14 protein-coding genes and 1 tRNA gene are annotated in these 20,019 nt (G+C 36.7%); 7 read left to right on the top strand and 8 right to left on the bottom strand.

Features of this window, described 5'->3' with window-relative positions; genetic code table 11:
- Positions 1 to 3: 3 nt before the first annotated feature.
- Positions 4 to 1,749: a BatD family protein gene (locus EKM02_RS03500; protein WP_126452129.1), complete on the top strand. Its 1,746-nt coding sequence runs from the start codon at positions 4 to 6 to the stop codon at positions 1,747 to 1,749.
- 73 nt (positions 1,750 to 1,822) lie between these two features.
- Positions 1,823 to 2,566 (top strand): tetratricopeptide repeat protein, encoded by a 744-nt coding sequence (locus EKM02_RS03495; RefSeq protein WP_126452127.1) that lies wholly within the window; start codon positions 1,823 to 1,825, stop codon positions 2,564 to 2,566.
- A 236-nt stretch (positions 2,567 to 2,802) separates the two neighbouring features.
- On the opposite strand, the gene EKM02_RS03490 is transcribed toward EKM02_RS03495, so the two are convergent.
- The 6 genes from EKM02_RS03490 to rseP all read right to left on the bottom strand — a co-directional run bounded on the left by EKM02_RS03490 (position 2,803) and on the right by rseP (position 11,659).
- Complete coding sequence (locus EKM02_RS03490) at positions 2,803 to 3,240, bottom strand: hypothetical protein (protein ID WP_126452125.1); 438 nt, start codon at positions 3,238 to 3,240, stop codon at positions 2,803 to 2,805.
- A gap of 236 nt (positions 3,241 to 3,476) precedes the next feature.
- Positions 3,477 to 3,866, bottom strand: a complete 390-nt coding sequence (locus EKM02_RS03485; RefSeq protein ID WP_126452123.1) for a Dabb family protein — start codon at positions 3,864 to 3,866, stop codon at positions 3,477 to 3,479.
- Positions 3,867 to 4,160: 294 nt separating this feature from the next.
- Positions 4,161 to 7,382 carry a WD40/YVTN/BNR-like repeat-containing protein gene (locus EKM02_RS03480; protein WP_126452121.1) on the bottom strand — a complete coding sequence of 1,074 codons (3,222 nt, stop codon included), beginning with the start codon at positions 7,380 to 7,382 and terminating at the stop codon, positions 4,161 to 4,163.
- Positions 7,383 to 7,896: 514 nt separating this feature from the next.
- The gene (locus EKM02_RS03475) at positions 7,897 to 9,540 is read right to left on the bottom strand and encodes an amidase family protein (protein WP_126452119.1); all 1,644 of its coding nucleotides are present in this window, start codon (positions 9,538 to 9,540) and stop codon (positions 7,897 to 7,899) included.
- 563 nt (positions 9,541 to 10,103) lie between these two features.
- Positions 10,104 to 10,177, bottom strand: a tRNA-Asn gene (locus EKM02_RS03470).
- Positions 10,178 to 10,315: 138 nt separating this feature from the next.
- The gene (gene rseP / locus EKM02_RS03465; protein ID WP_126452117.1) at positions 10,316 to 11,659 is read right to left on the bottom strand and encodes an RIP metalloprotease RseP; all 1,344 of its coding nucleotides are present in this window, start codon (positions 11,657 to 11,659) and stop codon (positions 10,316 to 10,318) included.
- Positions 11,660 to 11,894: 235 nt separating this feature from the next.
- On the opposite strand from rseP, the gene EKM02_RS03460 reads away from it, so the two are divergent.
- From EKM02_RS03460 to EKM02_RS03450, 3 genes are all read left to right on the top strand, one after another.
- Entirely contained in the window at positions 11,895 to 12,962 is a 1,068-nt protein-coding gene (locus tag EKM02_RS03460) for an NADH:flavin oxidoreductase/NADH oxidase (RefSeq protein WP_126452115.1), read from the top strand.
- Positions 12,963 to 13,198: 236 nt separating this feature from the next.
- On the top strand, positions 13,199 to 14,239 hold the full coding sequence (locus EKM02_RS03455) for a Gfo/Idh/MocA family oxidoreductase (RefSeq protein WP_126452113.1): 1,041 nt from the start codon (positions 13,199 to 13,201) through the stop codon (positions 14,237 to 14,239).
- A gap of 171 nt (positions 14,240 to 14,410) precedes the next feature.
- Positions 14,411 to 15,622, top strand: a complete 1,212-nt coding sequence (locus EKM02_RS03450) for an MFS transporter (protein WP_126452111.1) — start codon at positions 14,411 to 14,413, stop codon at positions 15,620 to 15,622.
- A 165-nt stretch (positions 15,623 to 15,787) separates the two neighbouring features.
- On the opposite strand, the gene EKM02_RS03445 is transcribed toward EKM02_RS03450, so the two are convergent.
- Positions 15,788 to 16,114: a hypothetical protein gene (locus EKM02_RS03445; RefSeq protein ID WP_126452110.1), complete on the bottom strand. Its 327-nt coding sequence runs from the start codon at positions 16,112 to 16,114 to the stop codon at positions 15,788 to 15,790.
- A gap of 189 nt (positions 16,115 to 16,303) precedes the next feature.
- Between EKM02_RS03445 and EKM02_RS03440 the strand changes: the two genes are divergently transcribed.
- Positions 16,304 to 17,449 carry a cystathionine gamma-synthase gene (locus EKM02_RS03440; RefSeq protein WP_126452108.1) on the top strand — a complete coding sequence of 382 codons (1,146 nt, stop codon included), beginning with the start codon at positions 16,304 to 16,306 and terminating at the stop codon, positions 17,447 to 17,449.
- Positions 17,450 to 17,525: 76 nt separating this feature from the next.
- On the opposite strand, the gene EKM02_RS03435 is transcribed toward EKM02_RS03440, so the two are convergent.
- Entirely contained in the window at positions 17,526 to 18,332 is an 807-nt protein-coding gene (locus EKM02_RS03435) for a THC0290_0291 family protein (RefSeq protein ID WP_126452106.1), read from the bottom strand.
- A gap of 273 nt (positions 18,333 to 18,605) precedes the next feature.
- On the opposite strand from EKM02_RS03435, the gene gdhA reads away from it, so the two are divergent.
- Positions 18,606 to 19,949, top strand: a complete 1,344-nt coding sequence (gene gdhA, locus EKM02_RS03430) for an NADP-specific glutamate dehydrogenase (RefSeq protein WP_126452104.1) — start codon at positions 18,606 to 18,608, stop codon at positions 19,947 to 19,949.
- Positions 19,950 to 20,019: the final 70 nt, after the last annotated feature.

Genomic DNA, 20,019 nt, shown 5'->3' with positions numbered 1-20,019 from the left:
AAAATGAAAAAATATATAGCAGCAATCGTTTTATTGGTGTGCAGCTCCCTTAATGCTCAGGTTCAGTTTGAGGCCAAAGTCAGCAAAAGTACGTTGGGCTTAAATGAGAGGTTGCGTATTGATTTTATGATGAATGTAGATGGGGATAATTTTGTGAAGCCTTCATTTGAAGGATTTAGAATTGTTGCCGGGCCCAGCCAGCAAGTAAGTCAGTCCTGGGTAAACGGGAGAAGTTCTTTTGAGAAAGTCTATTCATATATTCTTTTGCCAAATCAAAAAGGAACCTTGGTTATCAAGCAGGCAGCCATAGAGTTTAATGGTCAAATTTATAAGACAGCACCAGTAAAAATAAATGTTACTGAGGCTACGCAACAACCCAGAGATCCAAACGATTCACAAGTGTCTGCGGATGAAAACTTATATCTTGTTGCCGATGTGTCTAAAACAAATCCGTACATCAACGAACCCATTACGGTCGTGTACAAATTGTATTTTGCAAATATTGGCATCTCAAATTTAGGAGAACTGACCAAGCCAAAATACAATGATTTTTGGAGTCAAAATATTGAAATAAAACAGCTTGCTGCCGAAGAGGGGATGTTTAAAGGCCAAAATTATCGCTATATCGTGCTGAAAAAAGTAGTGCTATATCCGCAAAAATCAGGAAAACTTAAGATCGAACCCTTATCATTAGCAGTTGATGTGCAGTTACCAACGAACCAAAGGGATATGTTTGGTCGAATGGTACTAACGGAAACGACCCAAAGAGTTTCGGCCGGAGCCAAAACCATTACCGTTAAACCACTACCCGAGTCTGGAAAACCAGAAAATTTTACCGGAGCGGTTGGAAGTTTCGACTTCAAAGTCACACCGTCTAAAACCGATTTAAAAAACGGAGAAAGTCTGGATCTTGTTGTCAGCGTAACCGGAAAAGGGAATCTAAAATTGTTCAGTTTGCCAAAACCAGTTGTGCCAAATGCGCTGGAAATGTATGATGCCGTTCACAGCGAAGACATCAGTACACCACTTTCCGGTATGAGCGGAAAAATGTCAGACAGTTATACTATAATTCCGCAATACAGAGGAAATTATCCGGTAAAACCAATGCTGTTTTCTTATTTTGATTTGGATTCCCGTACGTATAAAACACTCCGTTCTCCAGAGATCATGATCCATATTCTTGATGGCCCTTCTCCGGCAGATTCTTCCGCTACAGCTGGAAATAAAAATAAAATTGCAGCGGTTGAAGAATTTAAAACGATCAAGTCAAAAACCAATCTGGTTACCATTGATAAAGAGGATTTCTTTGGATCGAATTTGTTTATTGGATTGTTAGTACTGCCTTTTTTATTGGTTCCAATAATTGTGTTATTCAAAAAGAAAAAGGAAGCTATGGATGGCGATATTTCCGGAAACAGAATCCGAATGAATAATAGACTGGCCAAGAAATATTTATCAGTGGCCAAGAAACAAATCAATAACAAAGAACTGTTTTACATTGCACTGGAGAAAGCGATGCATAATTTCCTGAAGGCAAAATTACACATTGAAACCTCTGAAATGAGCAAGAATAATATTCAGGAATTATTGTTGTCCCGAAATGCAAAACCAGAAGCTGTAAACGATTTTATTGCGCTTACTGAAAATTGTGAAGTGGCCCGTTATGCACCTTCATCCAGTGTTACAATACAACAGGATTTTGATAAAGCAGTTTATATCATCGCTGCGTTGGAAAAACAGATTGCTTAATAAAAGTACTAAAATTAATTTTTGAGTAAATACACTATGAGCCTTTGTGCCCTCGTTGCAAAAAAAGATAATGATGAAAAATATACTATACATACTTTTACTTTCAACTCAGTTTTTCTTTGCCCAAAACGGCTTTGAAAAAGGGAATGCGTATTATGAAAAGGCAAAGTACACTGAAGCCGTGGCTGCCTATGAAAGTGTGTTGAAAACCCAGCAGCACTCTTCGGAATTGTATTTTAATTTAGGAAATGCCTATTATAAATTGAATCAGGTTGCGCCTTCGATCTACAATTATGAAAAAGCATTAGTGCTCAATCCAAACGATCAAGGAAGTATTAACAACCTGAAATTCGCTCAAAAAAGAACAATTGATGAAATTAAAGTAATCCCAAAAGTAGGTTTTGCAAAATTAGTTCGTGATTTCACGGGAATTTATCATTATAATACCTGGGGATGGGTTTCTGTAGGATTGGCTGCCGCTTTTTTGTTGTTTTTTATCGGGTACTATTTTTTACAAAGAACACTTCCTAAACGGGTTTTCTTTTTTGGAATGTTTCTGGCTGTTTTTCTTTTACTAATGACGCTGGTCGCAGCTATTATTGAGAAAAGTCATTTTGATACCGAAAAACCAGCCATTGTTTTTGCCGAAATGGCGAATGTGAAAAGCGAACCCAGAAATGGCGGTAAATCTATTTTTGTGCTGCATGAAGGGACTAAAGTTTATGTGAAGGAAGTCATCGAAAAATGGAAAAAAGTGCAACTAACAGATGGAACCGAAGGCTGGATAGAGAGCAGTGCAATTAAGGAAGTGAAATAATAGTTCACGGTTTCAAATTGTCCAGTTTCTTTATTTATAGCAGAAACAGGGCGGTTTTCATGGTAATTAAACTGACCGCCACCATATTTAAAATCAGTTTAAAAATTGCAAATTCTACAGTTGGCATTTAATATTTGTCTCATGTTTTTATATTGAAACTTTAAAAACATAATCACCCCATGACATAAGTATTATTGCGATTAAATGCCCAATTTATTCTGAAGCTTAGTAAGAATTTAATGCAGAAATAAATACAGTAAATTATGAAAAATTGTTTTCCATTTTATTTGGTTAATTTTACCATCATGAACTAATAAAATCCTCCCTTTCGTAAGTTTTAATGATTGACTTTCTGCAATTTCAGAGTTTATAAAAACGCTATCACCTTTTGATATCTCCCAGTAATTTTTTTGATGTATTGTAATTTCTGTTTCAGAAGAAGTTTTGTAAATGTTAACTGTAAAAATCTGTATTATTGTATTGTTTTTGACTTCATATATTTTTTTTTCGTTGCTTATTTGATATGAGCCGTCTTTAATAACCTCATTGTTTATAGATACTTTATTTCCAATTTCTACTTCTGCTAAATAATATGATCTTTCTATTTCTAAAATTTTGCCATCAACAAGTTTTTGCTCAACAATAAATAATTTTTCCCGACGAATGTTATTCAAATAATTTCCAATATCTAAATCTGGAATTACATTTTCATTTGCTAAAGGGAAAAGCTTAATGCCTGTTTTGCACGAAATCGCAAGCTGGGGTAATTCAAATCAAGCAAAAAAGATTATTGCAAAAATGGTAAAGTAGAAAATTGTAATGGCTGAAAAAAATAAGAATTCATTAATTTTTGTTTAGAATCTCTTAATTATGGTAAAAGTATTTGATGTGATATCTCAAGATTCAAGGCCTATAAGTCTATTGCATCATAAACCAAAACTTTCTCCCAAAGATGGGAACAGTTTTTTACAAAATCCTGATGAATAGGGTGGTCCTGATATATTTTTTGACCCGCTTCATCATCAAAAAATAACAGCTCTGAAACGTCCCAAGAAGTGTCTACTACTTCCCGTTTTTCCGTAGAAGCTAATATACCCAAATGAAATTGGCGAACCGTTGAAATTGCTGCTAAAGTTTTCAAGCCGGAAATCAATTGCTGTTTATCTTCTTCCGATTGGGGGTTCTTTAACCAAAAAAACACATGGTGTATTAAATTTTTTTCATTGGAGTGTTTTGTGAATCCAAAAGCACCTGCAATACCTACTAAAGCCGCCGAACCAATAAACTGTCTTCGTATCATCTGATTAATTTTAAATGTAAATATCTAAATTAAAAATAGAATAGGATCACTATTTATCTCAAATTTTAAAAGGAGAATGACTGCTGTTTTTGAAACAGAACGGTTTTTGCAAAACAAGATAGTTTTTCTCATTAATCACCATGAAGCCCGGCTTTCACTAAAGCCTTAAAACAAAAAAGACCTTACATTGCTGTAAAGTCTTTTTAAAAAGCTCCTCTCTTGGGCTCGCCCCTCGGGACAGATTAGCAGTTAAATCTCGACTGCGCTCCATTTGACAAGATTGATACGATCTAATTATTTTATTTCCTTATCTAAAATAATGGCAGGAATTTGCTGTTTCATTACAAAAGCATTAAATTTCTTGACATCGTTATCCACGATATCTTTTATTTTCTGGAGTTCGGCATCTATTTTCATAGCTAAATCTTCATAAACAACATAAGCATTTCGGGTTGGTTTTGATTCCGATGACGAAATATTGGATCCTAATCCAGCCATTTTATCGTTCAATTGAATTGGGAAAGCTAACACATCTTGTGGTGCTTTAGCTTTTGGCTGCATTAATGATGACTCAATTTTATCCAAATTTTCCAGAGTCGATTTCGTCATTTTTTTCATTTGATTGACTGCCACAGTATCTTTTACAGTAGCTATGTATCCATTAATTTGTGTGCGTATTTTTCGCAATTGGTTAATCGCGAGATGAGCTTCATTGACTTTTTTATTTACTTTTTGGTGCAAGTCAAATTGCTCTTTTAAATCAGCATCACTCGTGGTCATTCGAGGATCAAGTTTGATTTCAACAGCTGCCTCTGCAATAATGGTTTTGTCTTCAATTAACCGAACAATATAAGATCCCGGTACTACTTTTGCGCCAATACCAGACCCTGCCCACATTACATTAGTTCCGTCAACTGCAGTTGCATTTGGATAGCGCATATTCCATACAAAGGAGTTCATACCTGCTTTTGCGGTGATGAAACCCGCTTGCTCTTTTTTTGGATCTTGATAAAATTCCTTGGAAATTTTCATCGGTTCACCCTTCATGTCTTTAGTGGAAGAATAGGTGTTTATCGTATCTCCTTTTGGTGTCAAAAACTGTAATTTTATCTCAGATGAAGGTTTCTTTTTGAAAAAGTAACGAACAATTACTCCATTTGGCGCATTAGTTCCTGAACTCATGTCATCGCTTTGTCCGCCTTGCATTCTATAAGCAGGACGTGGTTTGAAAAGGTGTTTGTCTCCTTTTACTGTTTTGTCTTTTATTTCATAAAGCGGTGTAATATCATCTAATACCCAAAAAGATCGACCGTGCGTTGCAACGATTAAATCCTTTTCTCTTTTTTGAATTCTTAAATCTCGGATAGGAGTAACCGGTAAATTCAAGTTTAGTTTTTGCCAAGAATCCCCATCGTTGAAGGAAACATAAACGCCTCGCTCAGTACCAGCAAACAGTAATCCAGGTTTGTTAGGATCTTCACGCAATACTCTGCAATATTCATCAGATGGAATCCCATTGGTTATTTTAGTCCAACTTTTTCCATAATCAACCGTTTTGAACATATACGGTGTACGATCGCCGTACATATATTTATTGGCTGTTAAATATGCTTTTCCTTTTTCGTGTTCTGAAGTGTGAATCATACTAATCAAAGAAAAGTCAGGCAATACTGTTGTTGGTAATGAGATATTCTCCCAATTTGCCCCATTATTTTTAGTGATATGTACTAATCCGTCATCAGATCCGGTCCAAATTACCCCTTTTTCTAGCGGTGATTCTGAGAGGGTGAATATGGTAGCGTATACTTCTGCTCCTGTTTGATCCTTAGTTATTGGTCCGCCCGTTTCTCCTGTAGTTTTTGGATCATTTCGGGATAAATCAGGACTTATAATTTCAAATGAATGACCTTGATCTTCCGTCACGTGTACAACCTGAGAGGTAACATACATTCTTTTTGGGTTGTGAGGTGAAAAAACAATTGGGTACGTCCATTGAAAACGGTATTTTTTAGCATTAGAAGGAGCCCCAATATTCGATTCTGGATACGGAGAGATATCTTTTCTTTGGCCTGTTTTTTTGTTGTAAGAACTCAATTGACCATCGTACTCGCCACCGTATGTAATGTCAGCATTCGTTGGATCTGCCTCGATATATCCTGCTTCTCCACCTGCAGCGGCGTACCAAGATTCAGGACCTATACTATTGCCACTAGTTCTAGAAGCAATCCGAATGGAAGAATTATCCTGCTGAGCTCCGTAGATATTATACGGGAATTCATTGTCTACTGATACATGATAAAATTGAGCGGTTGGTGTGTCTAATTCTGTGAAGGTTTCCCCACCATTAAAGGTAACTTCGCCACCGCCATCATCGCCAATTATAAAGTTATCTGGGTTTAAAGGATTTATCCATACATCATGTGTATCTCCGTGTCGGACATTTATTTTTTTAAAGCTTTTACCGCCATCACTGGTTTTCCAAGCGTCTACATTTAATACAATTAATCCATTTTCGTTTTTAGGATCGGTTTGTAAATTCATGTAATACCATGGTCTTTGCCAAAGATTTTTATCTTCATTAATCAATTCCCAGTGCTCGCCTGCATCGTTAGATCGATACAGTCCGCCTTTTGTGTTTTCGATTAAAGCATACAAGCGATTCGAATTTACAGGAGACACAGCGATTCCCATTTTTCCGAGAATTCCAACTGGCATTCCTGGTTTTTCGTTAAGCGATTTCCAAGTATCACCGCCATCAATAGATTTGTACATTCCAGATCCTTTTCCTCCTGATGACATAGAATGACCGTTACGATACCCTTCCCAAAGCGTTGCGTAAACAATTCTAGGATTGGTAGGATCGATACGAACACACATGGCGCCCGTTTTTTCATCTTTAGAAAGAACTAATTGCCATGTTTTTCCACCATCTTGTGAGCGGTAAACACCGCGTTCTGGATTAGATTTAAAAGGATTTCCCATTGCTGCAACAAAAACGATGTTAGCATCAGAAGGGTGTACTTCAATATTAGCGATTGCATCCGCTTTATCGAGGCCAGATTTTGACCAAGTTTTTCCGCCGTTTACAGATTTGTACATTCCGTCACCAAAAGAGATATTGGATCTCATATCCGCTTCGCCCATTCCTACATATACCACATTTGCATCAGATGGAGCAACTGTAATGGCGCCTACAGCAGATGATTTAAAAATACTATCAGAAATAGGAAACCATTCATTTCCTCCATCAATTGTTTTCCAAACGCCACCTCCTGTTGAACCAAAATAATACGTCAAAGGATGGTTGGCATGTCCTGCTACCGCAAGTGATCTTCCCGATCGGAAAGGTCCGATATTTCTCCATTTAAGCGCATTAAATATGCTATCTGAGACAAAATTTGAAGTTGTTTTGTTTTTTACATTCTTTTTTTGAGCATAACCTAAGCTAGTGGAAAGTGTTATAAAAAAGACAAGAACAATACTCAACTGAATTCTTTTAAAATAAGTTTGGTTCATAGGTTTTAATAGATTGGTTAGTGGTTATTAAATTTTAAACTTCAATAAGGATTTGCCATTTTTAGTTTTAAACACTGCATATTGGAAAAACACATCCCTAGTTATTTATCAAATATAAGAATTAATTTAGTAGTAATTGTAGTTGTTAAACGGCGTTGCATGGAAGCACAGATTTGTAACCAAGTTAAAATGGTTATCGACAAATTTTCCTATTTCTATCTTTGAACTAGGTGAGGTCTTAATTGCATTTTGAATTTAAAACAAAAGAAGACCTTACATTGCTGTAAAGTCTTTTTTAAAAAGGTTCTACCGATAGCTATTGAGGCTAGTTCGGGTGATTTATTCGATGATTAACTTTTTATAGGTTTTCAAGTAATCTCATTGAAATTTCAGGTTTCTGTATTAGGTTTTCAATATCAATTTTGCTTTGCATCTTCTTGCTTTAAATTAAAGTTGTAACTAACGTACAAGTGATTTAATAGATGCGGGTATTTTTAATTTTAATCTTTTAAAACTATTTATAGTCTTGCGGTAATTTTCGAATTTTTGTTGCTTTTTCAAAGGCAAATCCCATTTTTAAAAGGCTGTCTTCTTGATACGGTCTGGCTATAAATGTAAGACCCCATGGCTCTCCCGTTGTTTTGTAGCCCATAGGAATAGTAAGGCAAGGGTAGTTGGCCGCAGCGGCATGACCGGCGTTATTATTGTTTATGGATAAGATAGCGTCGAGTTGGTATTTTACCATCGGTTTTTCAAAAAAATTGACACCTTCTTTTTTGATTTTGGCCTTTATTTGCAGTAATTCTGCTTCAGTAGTGTTTTCGGCTAGCATTTGTTCAAAACGCCCTTGTCCGTAGGGAATTTTTAGTATCGAATCATTTTTATTGTACGCTATAATGTCAGCAATAGAGCGGATAGTAAGTTCATTTGATGCGTATTTATTCAAATAATTAGGGAGATCAACTTTCATGTCGGCACTAAGTATGGTGCCAAAACCGTCGAAGTTCATTGGTTCTGGATCATATTCAACGACTATACCACCTAACTTAATTATGGTATTGATACTCTGCTTATAAATTGAATCTCCTAAAAAGCTTTTAATGGCACCAAATCGCAATCCTTGCAGCGTTCCCGACTTTAGATCATCGAGGTACTTTATGTTTTTTGGATTGTTCTTGGTTGCAGGATCATTATTGTCTTCTCCACTCATAGCCGAAAGAAGGATTCCACTATCAGTAACATTTTTTGTCATTGGCCCAGGCGTGTCTAATGTACTTGAGATTGGAATAATACCCGTTCGGCTCAATAAACCAGTAGTTGGTTTTAGACCAATAATTGAATTTTGCCACGAAGGAGAAAGAATAGAACCTGAAGTTTCAGTTCCCACTGCTGCCGCTGCATAATTAGCGGCTACCGCAGCACCACTTCCTGAGCTCGAACCACCAGTGTCAAATATTTTCCGTCCATAGGGATTAAGCGTTTGCCCTCCCACTGCACTATAGCCATTAGGACCAGTCAGGAAAAGGAAATTAGCCCATTCGCTTAAGTTTGTTTTACCTAAAACAATAGCACCTTTATCTTTTATTTGGGTAATTATAAATGCATCTGCAGCGGTATTGTTTCGTAACAAATGTGTTCCTGCGGTGGTAGGCATGCCCTTTACGTTTGTATTGTCTTTTACAAGTATTGGTATACCGTAAATTGGATGGTCGTGATTGGATTTGTTTTTATCTCTCTTTCGTGCTTCATTAACTGCTTCAGGGTTAATAGCTACAATTGCATTTAGCATCTTATTTTTATCATTTTCATATTTGACAATTCTGTATAAATACCACTGCGTCAGTGTTTCATAGCTAAGGCTGCCAGATTGAATATGGGATTGAATGGTGGGAATGTTTTGTTCTAAGATTAAAGGTTTTAGTCTTTGATAATCGTCCTCGGAAAAAGCACCTATCTGTTGTGCTATGTTTTCCCAAATAGTGTTTTTATCCAGAATTTTTGACTGGATCAATTTGTATTGCATTTTTGTTGATGCGTTGGTAGCATTTTTCGCTAGTTCTTCGGTTTCGTCATAAGGGGCCCATGCCGGAATAACTGTTTTTTGAGTTGGCTTACAAGCCAGTATAAAAAAGAGAGAGAGGAAAAGAATTTTCTTCATTAAATCTAAATTTAGGGTTATGTATTGGTTTTTTTTAGGTCAGTTCTAGTTCGTTTTTACACTATTTACTTAATCGAAGCAACTATCAACAAAAGGTGTTGGATGTATATTCGAAAGAAAAGATATTAAAATCCGCAAGTTCAAACAGGATTAAGTGTCTTTGTCTATTCCCGAACCTACTTGTAAATAATAAGTCATGTGATCGAAATTCAAAGATATACAATTAATGTACTATTAGCGTAAAATTATAGCAAAGGCAGGATAGGATTCTTTAAAAAAAGGAGGTGGGTTTTTGGCAAGAGGCACTATTAGAATTGTAGTTTTTCTTGATTCATGTTTCCGTTTTTTAGAGTTAAACAATTGGCATGACAAGTCAGAATATAAAATGGGTACCTCGAGATTTTAGATGGGTACCGAATAGTGTGCCTTTTTTTATAAACGAACCTAGCAACTTGGCAAAATCTAGAATTTGCTCTTTTCTACTGAATCGCCATGAAGCCCCGATTTCACTACCGCTTTAAAACAAAAAAGACCTTACATTGCTGTAAAGTCTTTTTAAAAAGCTCCCTCTCTTGGGCTCGAACCAAGGACCCTCTGATTAACAGTCAGATGCTCTAACCAACTGAGCTAAGAAGGAAACTATATGTCTTTATTCTAATATTGAATGAACGTTTTTGTGTGCTTATTAATGAAGTTTATTTCACTTGTAAAGCGGTGCAAATATAGGGCTTAATTTGATTTCTGCAAGCAAAAATAAAACTTTTTTTAATTTTTTTTACTTCCCTACAATTGCCTTGTAAATGTCGTTTCCGTTAGCAAATAGTAACAGTGTTATAAGTAATACGAAACCAACCATTTGCGCATTCTCTAGGAATTTGTCACTTGGTTTTTTACCACTAATGATTTCATATAATAAAAACATGACGTGACCTCCATCAAGTGCCGGAATAGGCAATAAGTTCATTACACCTAGCATTATGGATAACAATGCCGTGATGTTCCAGAACACTTCCCAGCTCCAAGTATTAGGAAAAATGTCGAAGATGGCTTTGAAACCTCCCACTTGTTTGTACGCTTTAGTCTCCGGATTGAAAATCATTTTCAACTGTTTTCCGTATCCTACTAATTGATCTTTTCCTTTAGTAATCCCGACCGGAATAGATTCTAAGAAACCAAATTCTTGTTTGCTAATTTTGTAATAGCCCAGTTTTTCAAGTGAAGCCATTCCTAATGACCCAACAGTAATCCCTAATTCTCCCTTGCTAGAAACAACAACAGGTACTTTTATCTCTTTCTCATCTCTTAAAACAGTGGCTGCAATTGTTTTATTCTTGTTTTTTTCTAAAACAGATTTTACTTGGTCAAAATATTTTGTGGACTGTCCGTTTAATGAAGTAATAATATCTTTAGGTTGCAGGGCAGTGTTCAAAGATCCTTCGGAGATAGATGTTATTGCATACGGCATTCGGATCGATACCAATGGTACTTTTTCCTGTTTTGACAATTGGTCTACAAAGTCATTTGGCATTTTGATTGCTTGTTCCGCACCATTTCTTTCAATAAGAATCTGTTTTGCCATAATAACCTTCATGGTTAGATCATTGTCAAATCGGGTAATTTTTTCACCATCAACAGATAAAATATGATCACCGGTTTTGAAACCAACAATTTGCATCGCTTTATTTTCAATCAATAAACCATCTTTCAAATCCGCATTTGCTATGAAAATATCGCCATAAGCAAATGCCATTCCGATATATATAATGAAAGCCAAAATAAAATTTACGGTAACGCCTCCCAACATAATAATCAAACGTTGCCAAGCCGGTTTAGAGCGAAATTCCCAGGGTTGCGGAGGCAAGGCCATTTGTTCCTTGTCCATGCTTTCATCAATCATTCCGGAAATTTTCACATAACCGCCAAGAGGCAACCATCCGATACCGTATTCAGTTTCGCCAATTTTCTTTTTGATAAGGGAATATTTGACATCAAAAAATAGGTAGAATTTTTCGACTCTGGTTTTAAACAATTTAGCAGGAATGAAATGTCCTAATTCGTGAAGTATAATCAGTAATGATAAGCTCAATAAAAATTGAGAAAGCTTGATAACTATGTCCATTTATTTGTCATTGCGAGGAGTGAAGCAATCCTATCCTCTTATTAATTTAGATTTTAAAACTCACAAAAGTAGGGTTTTCTATTTGTATATTTTGCAATAATTGTTCCATACCGTTTTAAATGTTTGTTAATTAATGAAAATTCAGTCCCTCGTTTCGCTGCTGTCCCGTAACTTTACTTTTTTTAAAAGGAAATTCCCTTTGTCTTTATTTTAATTACATACTTAAATTACTACTATGTCATCTCAATTATTTTCTCCACTCCAAATAAAAAGCATCACGCTTAAAAATAGAATTGCAATTTCTCCTATGTGCCAATATTCTGCTCATGATGGCTTTGCTAATGATTGGCATCTTGTGCATCTGGGAAGTCGCGCCAGCGGAGGCGCAGGATTAATCATTCAGGAAGCGACTTCGGTTTCTCCAGAAGGCAGGATTTCTCCGGGCGATTTGGGACTTTGGAAAGACGAACAAATCGAAAAAATGCAGCAAATTAATCAATTTATCATCAGTCAGAATTCAATTCCCGGAATCCAATTGGCACATGCCGGAAGAAAAGCCAGCGCCGCATCACCATGGAACGGAAGTAGAAAAGTAGCTAAAATACAAGACGGTTGGGATCCAGTAGCGCCAAGTGCTGTAGCCTATCATGACAATGAAGCAATACCAATTGCATTAGACCAAACAGGAATTCAAAAAGTAGTTTCCGACTTTAAATCAGCCACAAAAAGAGCGCTTCAAGCAGGTTTTCAAGTGATGGAAATCCATGCCGCACACGGGTATTTGTTGCATCAGTTTCTTTCGCCTTTGTCTAATTTTAGAACCGATGAATACGGTGGAAGTTTCAAAAACCGAATCCGATTGACACTCGAAGTCGTTGTAGCAGTTCAAGCTGAGTGGCCGGAAAACTTGCCTTTATTCGTTAGAATCTCGGCAACAGACTGGGCAGAAGGCGGGTGGAATGCTGAGGAATCTGTACAACTTTCGAAAATACTAAAAGAAAAAGGAGTGGACTTGATTGATGTTTCTTCGGGAGGATTAGTTTCGCACCAACAAATTCCGTTGGAACCAAATTACCAAGTCCCTTTTGCAGAAAGCATAAAAAAAGAAACCGGAATCCGGACTGGCGCCGTAGGTTTAATCACTGTTGCCGCCCAAGCCGAGGAGATTGTTGCTTCAGGTAAAGCGGATTTAGTGTTATTTGCCAGAGAGTCCCTGAGAAATCCAAATTTAGGATTGATATTTGCCCATGACTTGAAGGCGGAGATCGAATGGCCAAAACAATACGAAAGAGCTAAAAAGTAAGATTTTGAAACAGGTAAGTCAAATACGTTTTACTTTTAAAAAGTATAAAGTGACACTGTATAAAGGCATTTTAATTCTTCTATGAACTTAAATTCATTAAATGCTTAAAAAAACAAGAATCTTTATTTTGAAAAGATAATGAGTTGAGAAGAATTTATAGTACTCCTCTAAATTTTAAAAACGTACAGTACTTACATGTTTAAAAATGATACGCCAATAATTTGAAAATTACTACCATGCAAAAAATAAAAACAGCTTTGCTTTCCTACGGAATGTCCGGAAAAGTATTTCATGCTCCTTTTTTAGAATTTCATCCCGGATTTGAGCTGCTTGGTTCTTGGGAACGAAGTAAAAAATTGATTCATCAAGATTATCCTTCGGTAAAAAGTTATGCCACGATGGAAGAGCTATTAGAGGATGATCTTGATCTGGTGGTAGTCAATACCCCTGTAGAGACACATTACGAATATGCGAAAAAAGTGCTGTTGGCCGGGAAACACGCCATTGTCGAGAAAGCCTTTACCACAACCGTTGCCCAAGCGCAGGAATTAGCGGCCATCGCCAAAGAAAAAGGACTGAAGCTTGCTGTTTTTCAAAACAGACGATGGGACAGCGATTTCAAGACCGTACAAAAAATCATTTCAGAGAAAGTTTTGGGAGATCTTATAGAAGCCGAAATCCATTTTGATCGGTACAATCCGCTTTTGAGTCCAAAACAACACAAAGAAACCGCCAATTCCGGTGCTGGAATTCTCAAGGATTTAGGGCCACATTTAATCGATCAGGCCTTGTGCTTGTTTGGATTGCCACAATCTGTTTTTGCTGACATCCGGATCACACGGGAACATTCTTTGGTTGATGATTATATCGATATTTTACTGTATTATTCTAACTTTCGTGTCCGATTAAAAGCGGGTTTTTTTGTCCGGGAAGCGATTCCCGCTTATATTATTCATGGAAAAAAAGGGTCATTCCTGAAACCGCGTGGCGATGTACAGGAAGACGAATTAAAATTAGGAATGAAACCCAATCTGGATGTTTGGGGAACGGAATCAGTTGAAAAAAGAGGGTTGTTACACACGGAAATAAAAGGCAAAACGGTTCAGGAAATCACACCTACGCTTCAAGGGAATTATTATGACTTTTTTGACGGCGTTTATCATTCGATTACAAATGAATCTATAGAACCGGTTACGGCACAAGAGGGTGTTCAGGTTATGCGAATTATTGAAGCGGCGATTGAGAGTAGCGCTCAAAAAAAAGCAATTGACCTATAAAATCTACCGCGAATTCGCTAATTTTTTTAAACTTTTGTGAAAATTAGTGAATTCGCGGGAATTACTTTTTATGAACAATAACGTTGTAGCTTGCATCAAATGTGTGGCTCTGACACAACCAATCGTTGCTTTTTGTAATTTTGGCACAATAAAATTCTAAAACAAATCACTTTGATAGATTTAAACTTTTTAGGAAGGTCAAAAACGAAAGCTAAATTCAAGAAAACATATAAAGATGCTAAGATTTCGTATCTGAAAAGAATTCGTTGGGCAGTTTCTATGTTCTATTTTGGTATGGGTTTGTGTTTTGCTACTTGGGCCAGCCGAATTCCGGATATTAAAACAGCATTGCACCTAAGCGAAGGGGATTTAGGGAGTATTTTATTTGCTTTGCCACTAGGACAACTGGTGGTGATGCCTTTTTCCGGTAAATTGGTCACTCGTTTTGGCAGTCATCGGATCTTGATTTTTTCCTTGCTTTTTTATGTTTTTAGCTTGACAAACTTGGGCTTGGCTGTTGCGGCTTGGCAATTGTCATTGGGATTATTCGTGTTTGGAATTTTTGGAAACTTGTCTAACATAGCCGTGAATACACAGGGTGTTTACACAGAAGTACTTTTCAAAAAAACAATTATGTCCTCTTTTCATGGGATGTGGAGTTTTGCCGGATTTACAGGTGCTTTAGTAGGATTGGGTATGCTGGCATTTGAGTTGACTCCGTATGTTCATTTTTTGATTGTTGCCGGAATAGTACTATTGATGATGGCATTTAATTATAATTTTTTGGTCAAAGCCAAAGAAACGATCCAAGTCGAGAAGAAAAAAATGTTTTCAAAACCAGATAGCGGTTTAATTTGGCTTGGTGTCATTGGCTTTTGTTGCATGGCCAGTGAAGGTGTTATGTTTGACTGGAGCGGCGTCTATTTCAAAGATGTTATTAAAGCACCCGGACCATTAGTGATTTTGGGATACACTTCTTTTATGATTATGATGGCAGGTGGGCGTTTTTTAGGGGATGGACTGATCCGTAAATTTGGAAGAAAAAGAGTCTTACAAATAAGTGGTATCATGATTTCGGCAGGACTTTTTACAGCAGTACTTTTTCCTTTTATTATTCCCGCAACCCTCGCTTTTATGTTTGTAGGACTAGGCGTTTCTACTATTGTGCCTACTGTATATAGTGTTGCCGGGAAAACACCAAACGTTTCTCCCAGCGTAGCCCTAACCACAGTTTCCAGCGTAAGCTTTCTTGGATTTTTGATGGGTCCGCCTATTATAGGGTACATCGCTGAGTTATCCAGTCTGCGATTTTCATTCGCATTTATAGGTATTTTTGGATTCTTGATAGCCCTGATGGTATCCCGAATTAAAGCTATAGACTAATTGAATTTTTGATTCTAAAAACAAGTTGTCCTCGTGTTTTTAGAATCAGATTCCCAAAAGACCTCTGTTGGAGTAAATTAAACCGAAAGACTGTTGGTCAGACATGCTTTTATAATTTAAAATATTTTCAGATTTGAATTTTATGCTTTCTTCAACCTGAGCTTCTCATCCAAAGGTATCATTCGGAAAATCGTTTTGGAGTTTTTCGTAGGAACCAATAAAAACAGTCGTTAGTCCCTTGTAATTTGATGCAGTGTATGGCTTTTTGCCAAAATAAATAATTTTATTCAGTACAGAAAATACTTTTTTATTAATGCTGTCTGCTACAATTGGGAGTTCTTTAGCTATTGGGATTTTTAAGCTTATTGTAGGACATGGCTTTTTGCAGGGTAATGTAGTTGTCGTTACAAAATTCTGGTATTCAAAAACTAATTCATTAGAGCAACGTGTGACAGAAAAAAGGATAAGTGAAAATAAGACAGTGTATTTCATCTTGTAATAGATAATTAAATACTGTGGTACCTACTTGAGGCTTGGTAAGAATGAATTAAACGGTAAATTTGTAAAACAATCGAGCATTTTAAAATTAGAAGATATGAAATCGCCATGACAGAAGCTGTCTCAAACACCAATGAAGATCTGGCGATACCATATTCCTACAAAAACAAATATTATCTACATATGAAATTTAATACTAAAGTGATTCACGGTGGACAACACCATGACCCAAGCACAGGCGCCGTTATGCCACCGGTATATCAAACATCTACATTTGCACAAACAAGTCCCGGACAACCTATAAATCCGGATTATGAATATAGCAGAGCTGCAAATCCTACCAGAACCGCACTGGAAAATGCATTAGCAAGTATTGAAAACGGAACCCGAGCATTGGCTTTTTCTTCAGGGTTAGCGGCTACAGATTGTGTTTTGCGTTCTTTCAAGGCAGGGGATGAAATTATAGCAATGGATGATTTATATGGAGGAACCTATCGCATGTTTACCCGTATTTACAAAGATTCCGGAATAAAATTTCATTTTGTGGATATGAATGACATAGAGAAATTCAAGTCATTGATAACTGAAAACACAAAATTAGTTTGGGTAGAAACGCCAACAAATCCTTTGATGAAATTAGCAGATATTCAGGAAATTGCTAAAATCACCAAAGAAAAGAAAATACTTTTCGCAGTTGATAATACTTTTGCAACGCCTTATTTACAAAAACCATTAGACTTAGGTGCTGATATTGTCATGCATTCGGCCACGAAATATCTTGGCGGTCATTCTGATGTAATTGCGGGAGCTTTAATTGTAAAAGAGGAGGCGCTTGGGGAACAATTGCATTTTCAACAATTTGCAACTGGAGCTACATTAGGGCCAATGGATAGTTTTTTAGTGCTTAGAGGAATAAAAACGTTGCATTTGCGTGTCGAAAGACATTGTCAGAATGGAGAGAAAGTAGCGGATTTTTTAGACAATCATATAAAAGTAAAGACGGTGTATTATCCAGGATTGCCAAGCCATCCGTTTCATGCAATTGCAAAAAAGCAAATGAGCGGTTATGGAGGAATGGTCTCGTTTACCTTTGTTTCTGGTAAAAAAGAAGATGCTATTGCTTTTCTAGAAAAAATTAACGTATTTACCCTTGCAGAATCCCTTGGAGGTGTAGAATCATTAGCAAATCATCCGGCTTTGATGACTCACGCATCAATTCCGGAAGACAAACGGGCAGCAGTTGGTATCACAGATGATTTAGTCCGGTTAAGCGTAGGAATCGAAGATATCGAAGATCTACTGGAAGATTTGAAACAAGCCTTAGCGTAAGGTTTTTTTAAAATAAAAACAAACCCCCAATTCTAATTTAGAGTTGGGGGTTTGTTGTGTAAAAGTATTGCCATTATTATTGCAAATAATAAATATAACCTACATTAAACCAGACAAGCCAGTCGTTTGCTTTGTTTTCTTTATAGATTTCCGGATTAGGATTTAAACCATCTACCCAGTTGGAAAAATAATACTGCATTCTTAAGTCGACCATTAAATCCGATAATGGCGATAATTTATAACGGGTTCCCACGCTGGATACTATGGACCAGACAGCCCCACTTTCTGAGGAAAACCCATAGGGACGTCCATCAGTTGGGGTCAAATATTTGGGAAATGTAGTTAATGGTGTTCCCAAAGTACCTAGTGAGGACGAAGCTTTTGCATTGTAATAACTAAATTGCCCGCCAAGGCTTATAAAAGGTCCTAAACTTCCTGTTCGGGCACTGAAATCACGAATACTCCAGGGAAAATATTCAAGTTGCATCCCAATGTTAGTAACGGCTGTGCTTCCCGTCATTGCACGCAATTGATCTGCATCCAGTGAGGTTTTCTCTGAAGCGACCCATTTGCCAAAGTGTTTTAAGGAGGTTTTATTGTATGATAGCTCACTTCTTAATTTAAAGTGGTCGTTAAAATACGTTTCAGGGGTGTAACAATTACAATCTGCTTTATAAGAAAAATTCAAATAATGGATAATTCCTATTCCTATACCTGTATTTCCTGAGTTTGTTGAAAGGTCATTTCGTTCCCCATAATCAGATTGAAAAGCAACAGGCCCAGCAATCACTCCTATTTCATGTGAAAAACCACCGAATTGTGCATTAGAATGAGGTAAGAACCCAAAAAACAAAAGGGTAAGCAGGGTTATTTGTTTGATCATTAGGGGGCTAAATTTTCTAATCCTTACAAATATATAAAAACATCATTCACTAATAAAAATAAAATTATAAATAAGTTTACAAATCCTTATTTTACTTACGAAAGTCATAGTGATTTTAGATTAAATGGTAGATCTTATACATAATTGATTGCAAATGGGTAATAAAAAAATAATTCTATTGATAAAGTAGAAAAATTAAGTCTGAATATTTTTATAAAATGTATCTTTGTATAGTTTAACGAAATCGTTTTCTTAATCAATTATTTATAATCTATGTTACTAAAAGTAAATGAATTTATGGCTCAAGTTGAAGCCAAAAATCCAAATGAACCGGAATTTATTCAAGCTGTTAGGGAATTTGCTGAAACTGTAATCCCATTTATTGCAGAACAGAAAAAATACGACGGAAAAAATTTGCTTCTCAGAATAGCTGAACCAGAACGGTCGATTATATTTCGTGTTCCGTGGGTTAACGATATTGGTGAAATACAGGTTAACAGGGGCTTTAGAATTCAAATGAATTCAGCAATCGGACCATACAAAGGTGGAATACGTTTCCACCATACGGTAAATTTATCAGTGCTTAAATTTTTAGCATTTGAACAAGTATTCAAAAATAGTCTGACTACTTTGCCAATGGGCGGGGGAAAAGGAGGGTCGGATTTTGATCCACAAGGGAAATCAGATGGTGAAGTGATGCGTTTTTGCCAGTCTTTCATGACGGAATTGTGCAGACACATTGGGCCACAATTAGATGTTCCTGCAGGAGATATTGGTGTTGGAGCCAGAGAAATTGGGTATCTATTTGGTCAATACAAAAGAATAAAAAATGAATTTACTGGAGTGTTAACCGGTAAAGGCCTGGCGTATGGAGGTTCTTTGATCAGACCGGAGGCAACTGGATATGGCGTGGTTTATTTTGCGGAACAAATGCTTAAAACCATAGGTCAAAGTATCAATGGAAAAACGGTTTCCATTTCTGGATTCGGAAATGTAGCTTGGGGAGTTGCCTTAAAAGTAAATGACCTTGGCGGGAAATTAGTTACTATTTCAGGTCCGGATGGGTATATTTATGATGAGGAAGGTATTTCAGGAGAAAAAATTGACTTTATGCTAGAGATGAGAGCAAGAGGCGATAACCGATGCGAAGCGTATTTAGAAAAATATCCAAATGCCGCTTTCCACAGAGGTAAGAGTGTGTGGGAAGTAAAAACAGATATTGCCATTCCTTGCGCAACTCAAAATGAGCTGAACGAGGAGGATGCAAAAAACTTAATTGCAAATGGAGTTCTTTGTGTAACCGAAGCAGCAAACATGCCATGTACGTTAGAAGCAATTAAAGAATTCTTAAACGCAAAAGTCCTTTTTGCACCAGGTAAAGCAGCAAATGCAGGTGGTGTAGCAGCCTCTGGGTTAGAGATGACACAAAACTCGATTCGTTTAAACTGGACCAGTGAAGAGGTAGATACCAGACTAAAAGAGATTATGGTAGGAATCCACAATCAATGCAAAAGATATGGTACGGACGAAGAAGGATATGTGAACTATGTAAAAGGAGCAAACATCGCCGGATTTGTAAAAGTAGCAGATGCTATGCTGGCACAAGGAGTAGTATAAATCAGCTTTAATTATTGTATAAAATGCCTTTTGTCTTTATTCTGGACAGAAGGCATTTTTTGTGTGTAAC

Origin of the sequence: Flavobacterium sp. RSP49, from assembly GCF_003968735.1 — a bacterium.
Classification (GTDB): domain Bacteria; phylum Bacteroidota; class Bacteroidia; order Flavobacteriales; family Flavobacteriaceae; genus Flavobacterium.
The sequence above is the reverse complement of the archived record's forward strand: the minus strand, read 5'-3'. Positions and strand labels throughout refer to the sequence as shown.

Excerpts from the sequence above, each read along its gene's own strand:
- gdhA (WP_126452104.1), top strand. The coding sequence starts at position 18,606 with ATGTTACTAAAAGTAAATGAATTTATGGCTCAAGTTGAAGCCAAAAAT.
- EKM02_RS03485 (WP_126452123.1), bottom strand. The coding sequence starts at position 3,866 with ATGATACGAAGACAGTTTATTGGTTCGGCGGCTTTAGTAGGTATTGCA.
- EKM02_RS03445 (WP_126452110.1), bottom strand. The coding sequence starts at position 16,114 with ATGAAATACACTGTCTTATTTTCACTTATCCTTTTTTCTGTCACACGT.
- EKM02_RS03480 (WP_126452121.1), bottom strand. The coding sequence starts at position 7,382 with ATGAACCAAACTTATTTTAAAAGAATTCAGTTGAGTATTGTTCTTGTC.
- EKM02_RS03495 (WP_126452127.1), top strand. The coding sequence starts at position 1,823 with ATGAAAAATATACTATACATACTTTTACTTTCAACTCAGTTTTTCTTT.
- EKM02_RS03440 (WP_126452108.1), top strand. The coding sequence starts at position 16,304 with ATGAAATTTAATACTAAAGTGATTCACGGTGGACAACACCATGACCCA.
- EKM02_RS03435 (WP_126452106.1), bottom strand. The coding sequence starts at position 18,332 with ATGATCAAACAAATAACCCTGCTTACCCTTTTGTTTTTTGGGTTCTTA.
- EKM02_RS03475 (WP_126452119.1), bottom strand. The coding sequence starts at position 9,540 with ATGAAGAAAATTCTTTTCCTCTCTCTCTTTTTTATACTGGCTTGTAAG.
- rseP (WP_126452117.1), bottom strand. The coding sequence starts at position 11,659 with ATGGACATAGTTATCAAGCTTTCTCAATTTTTATTGAGCTTATCATTA.
- EKM02_RS03500 (WP_126452129.1), top strand. The coding sequence starts at position 4 with ATGAAAAAATATATAGCAGCAATCGTTTTATTGGTGTGCAGCTCCCTT.
- EKM02_RS03460 (WP_126452115.1), top strand. The coding sequence starts at position 11,895 with ATGTCATCTCAATTATTTTCTCCACTCCAAATAAAAAGCATCACGCTT.
- EKM02_RS03455 (WP_126452113.1), top strand. The coding sequence starts at position 13,199 with ATGCAAAAAATAAAAACAGCTTTGCTTTCCTACGGAATGTCCGGAAAA.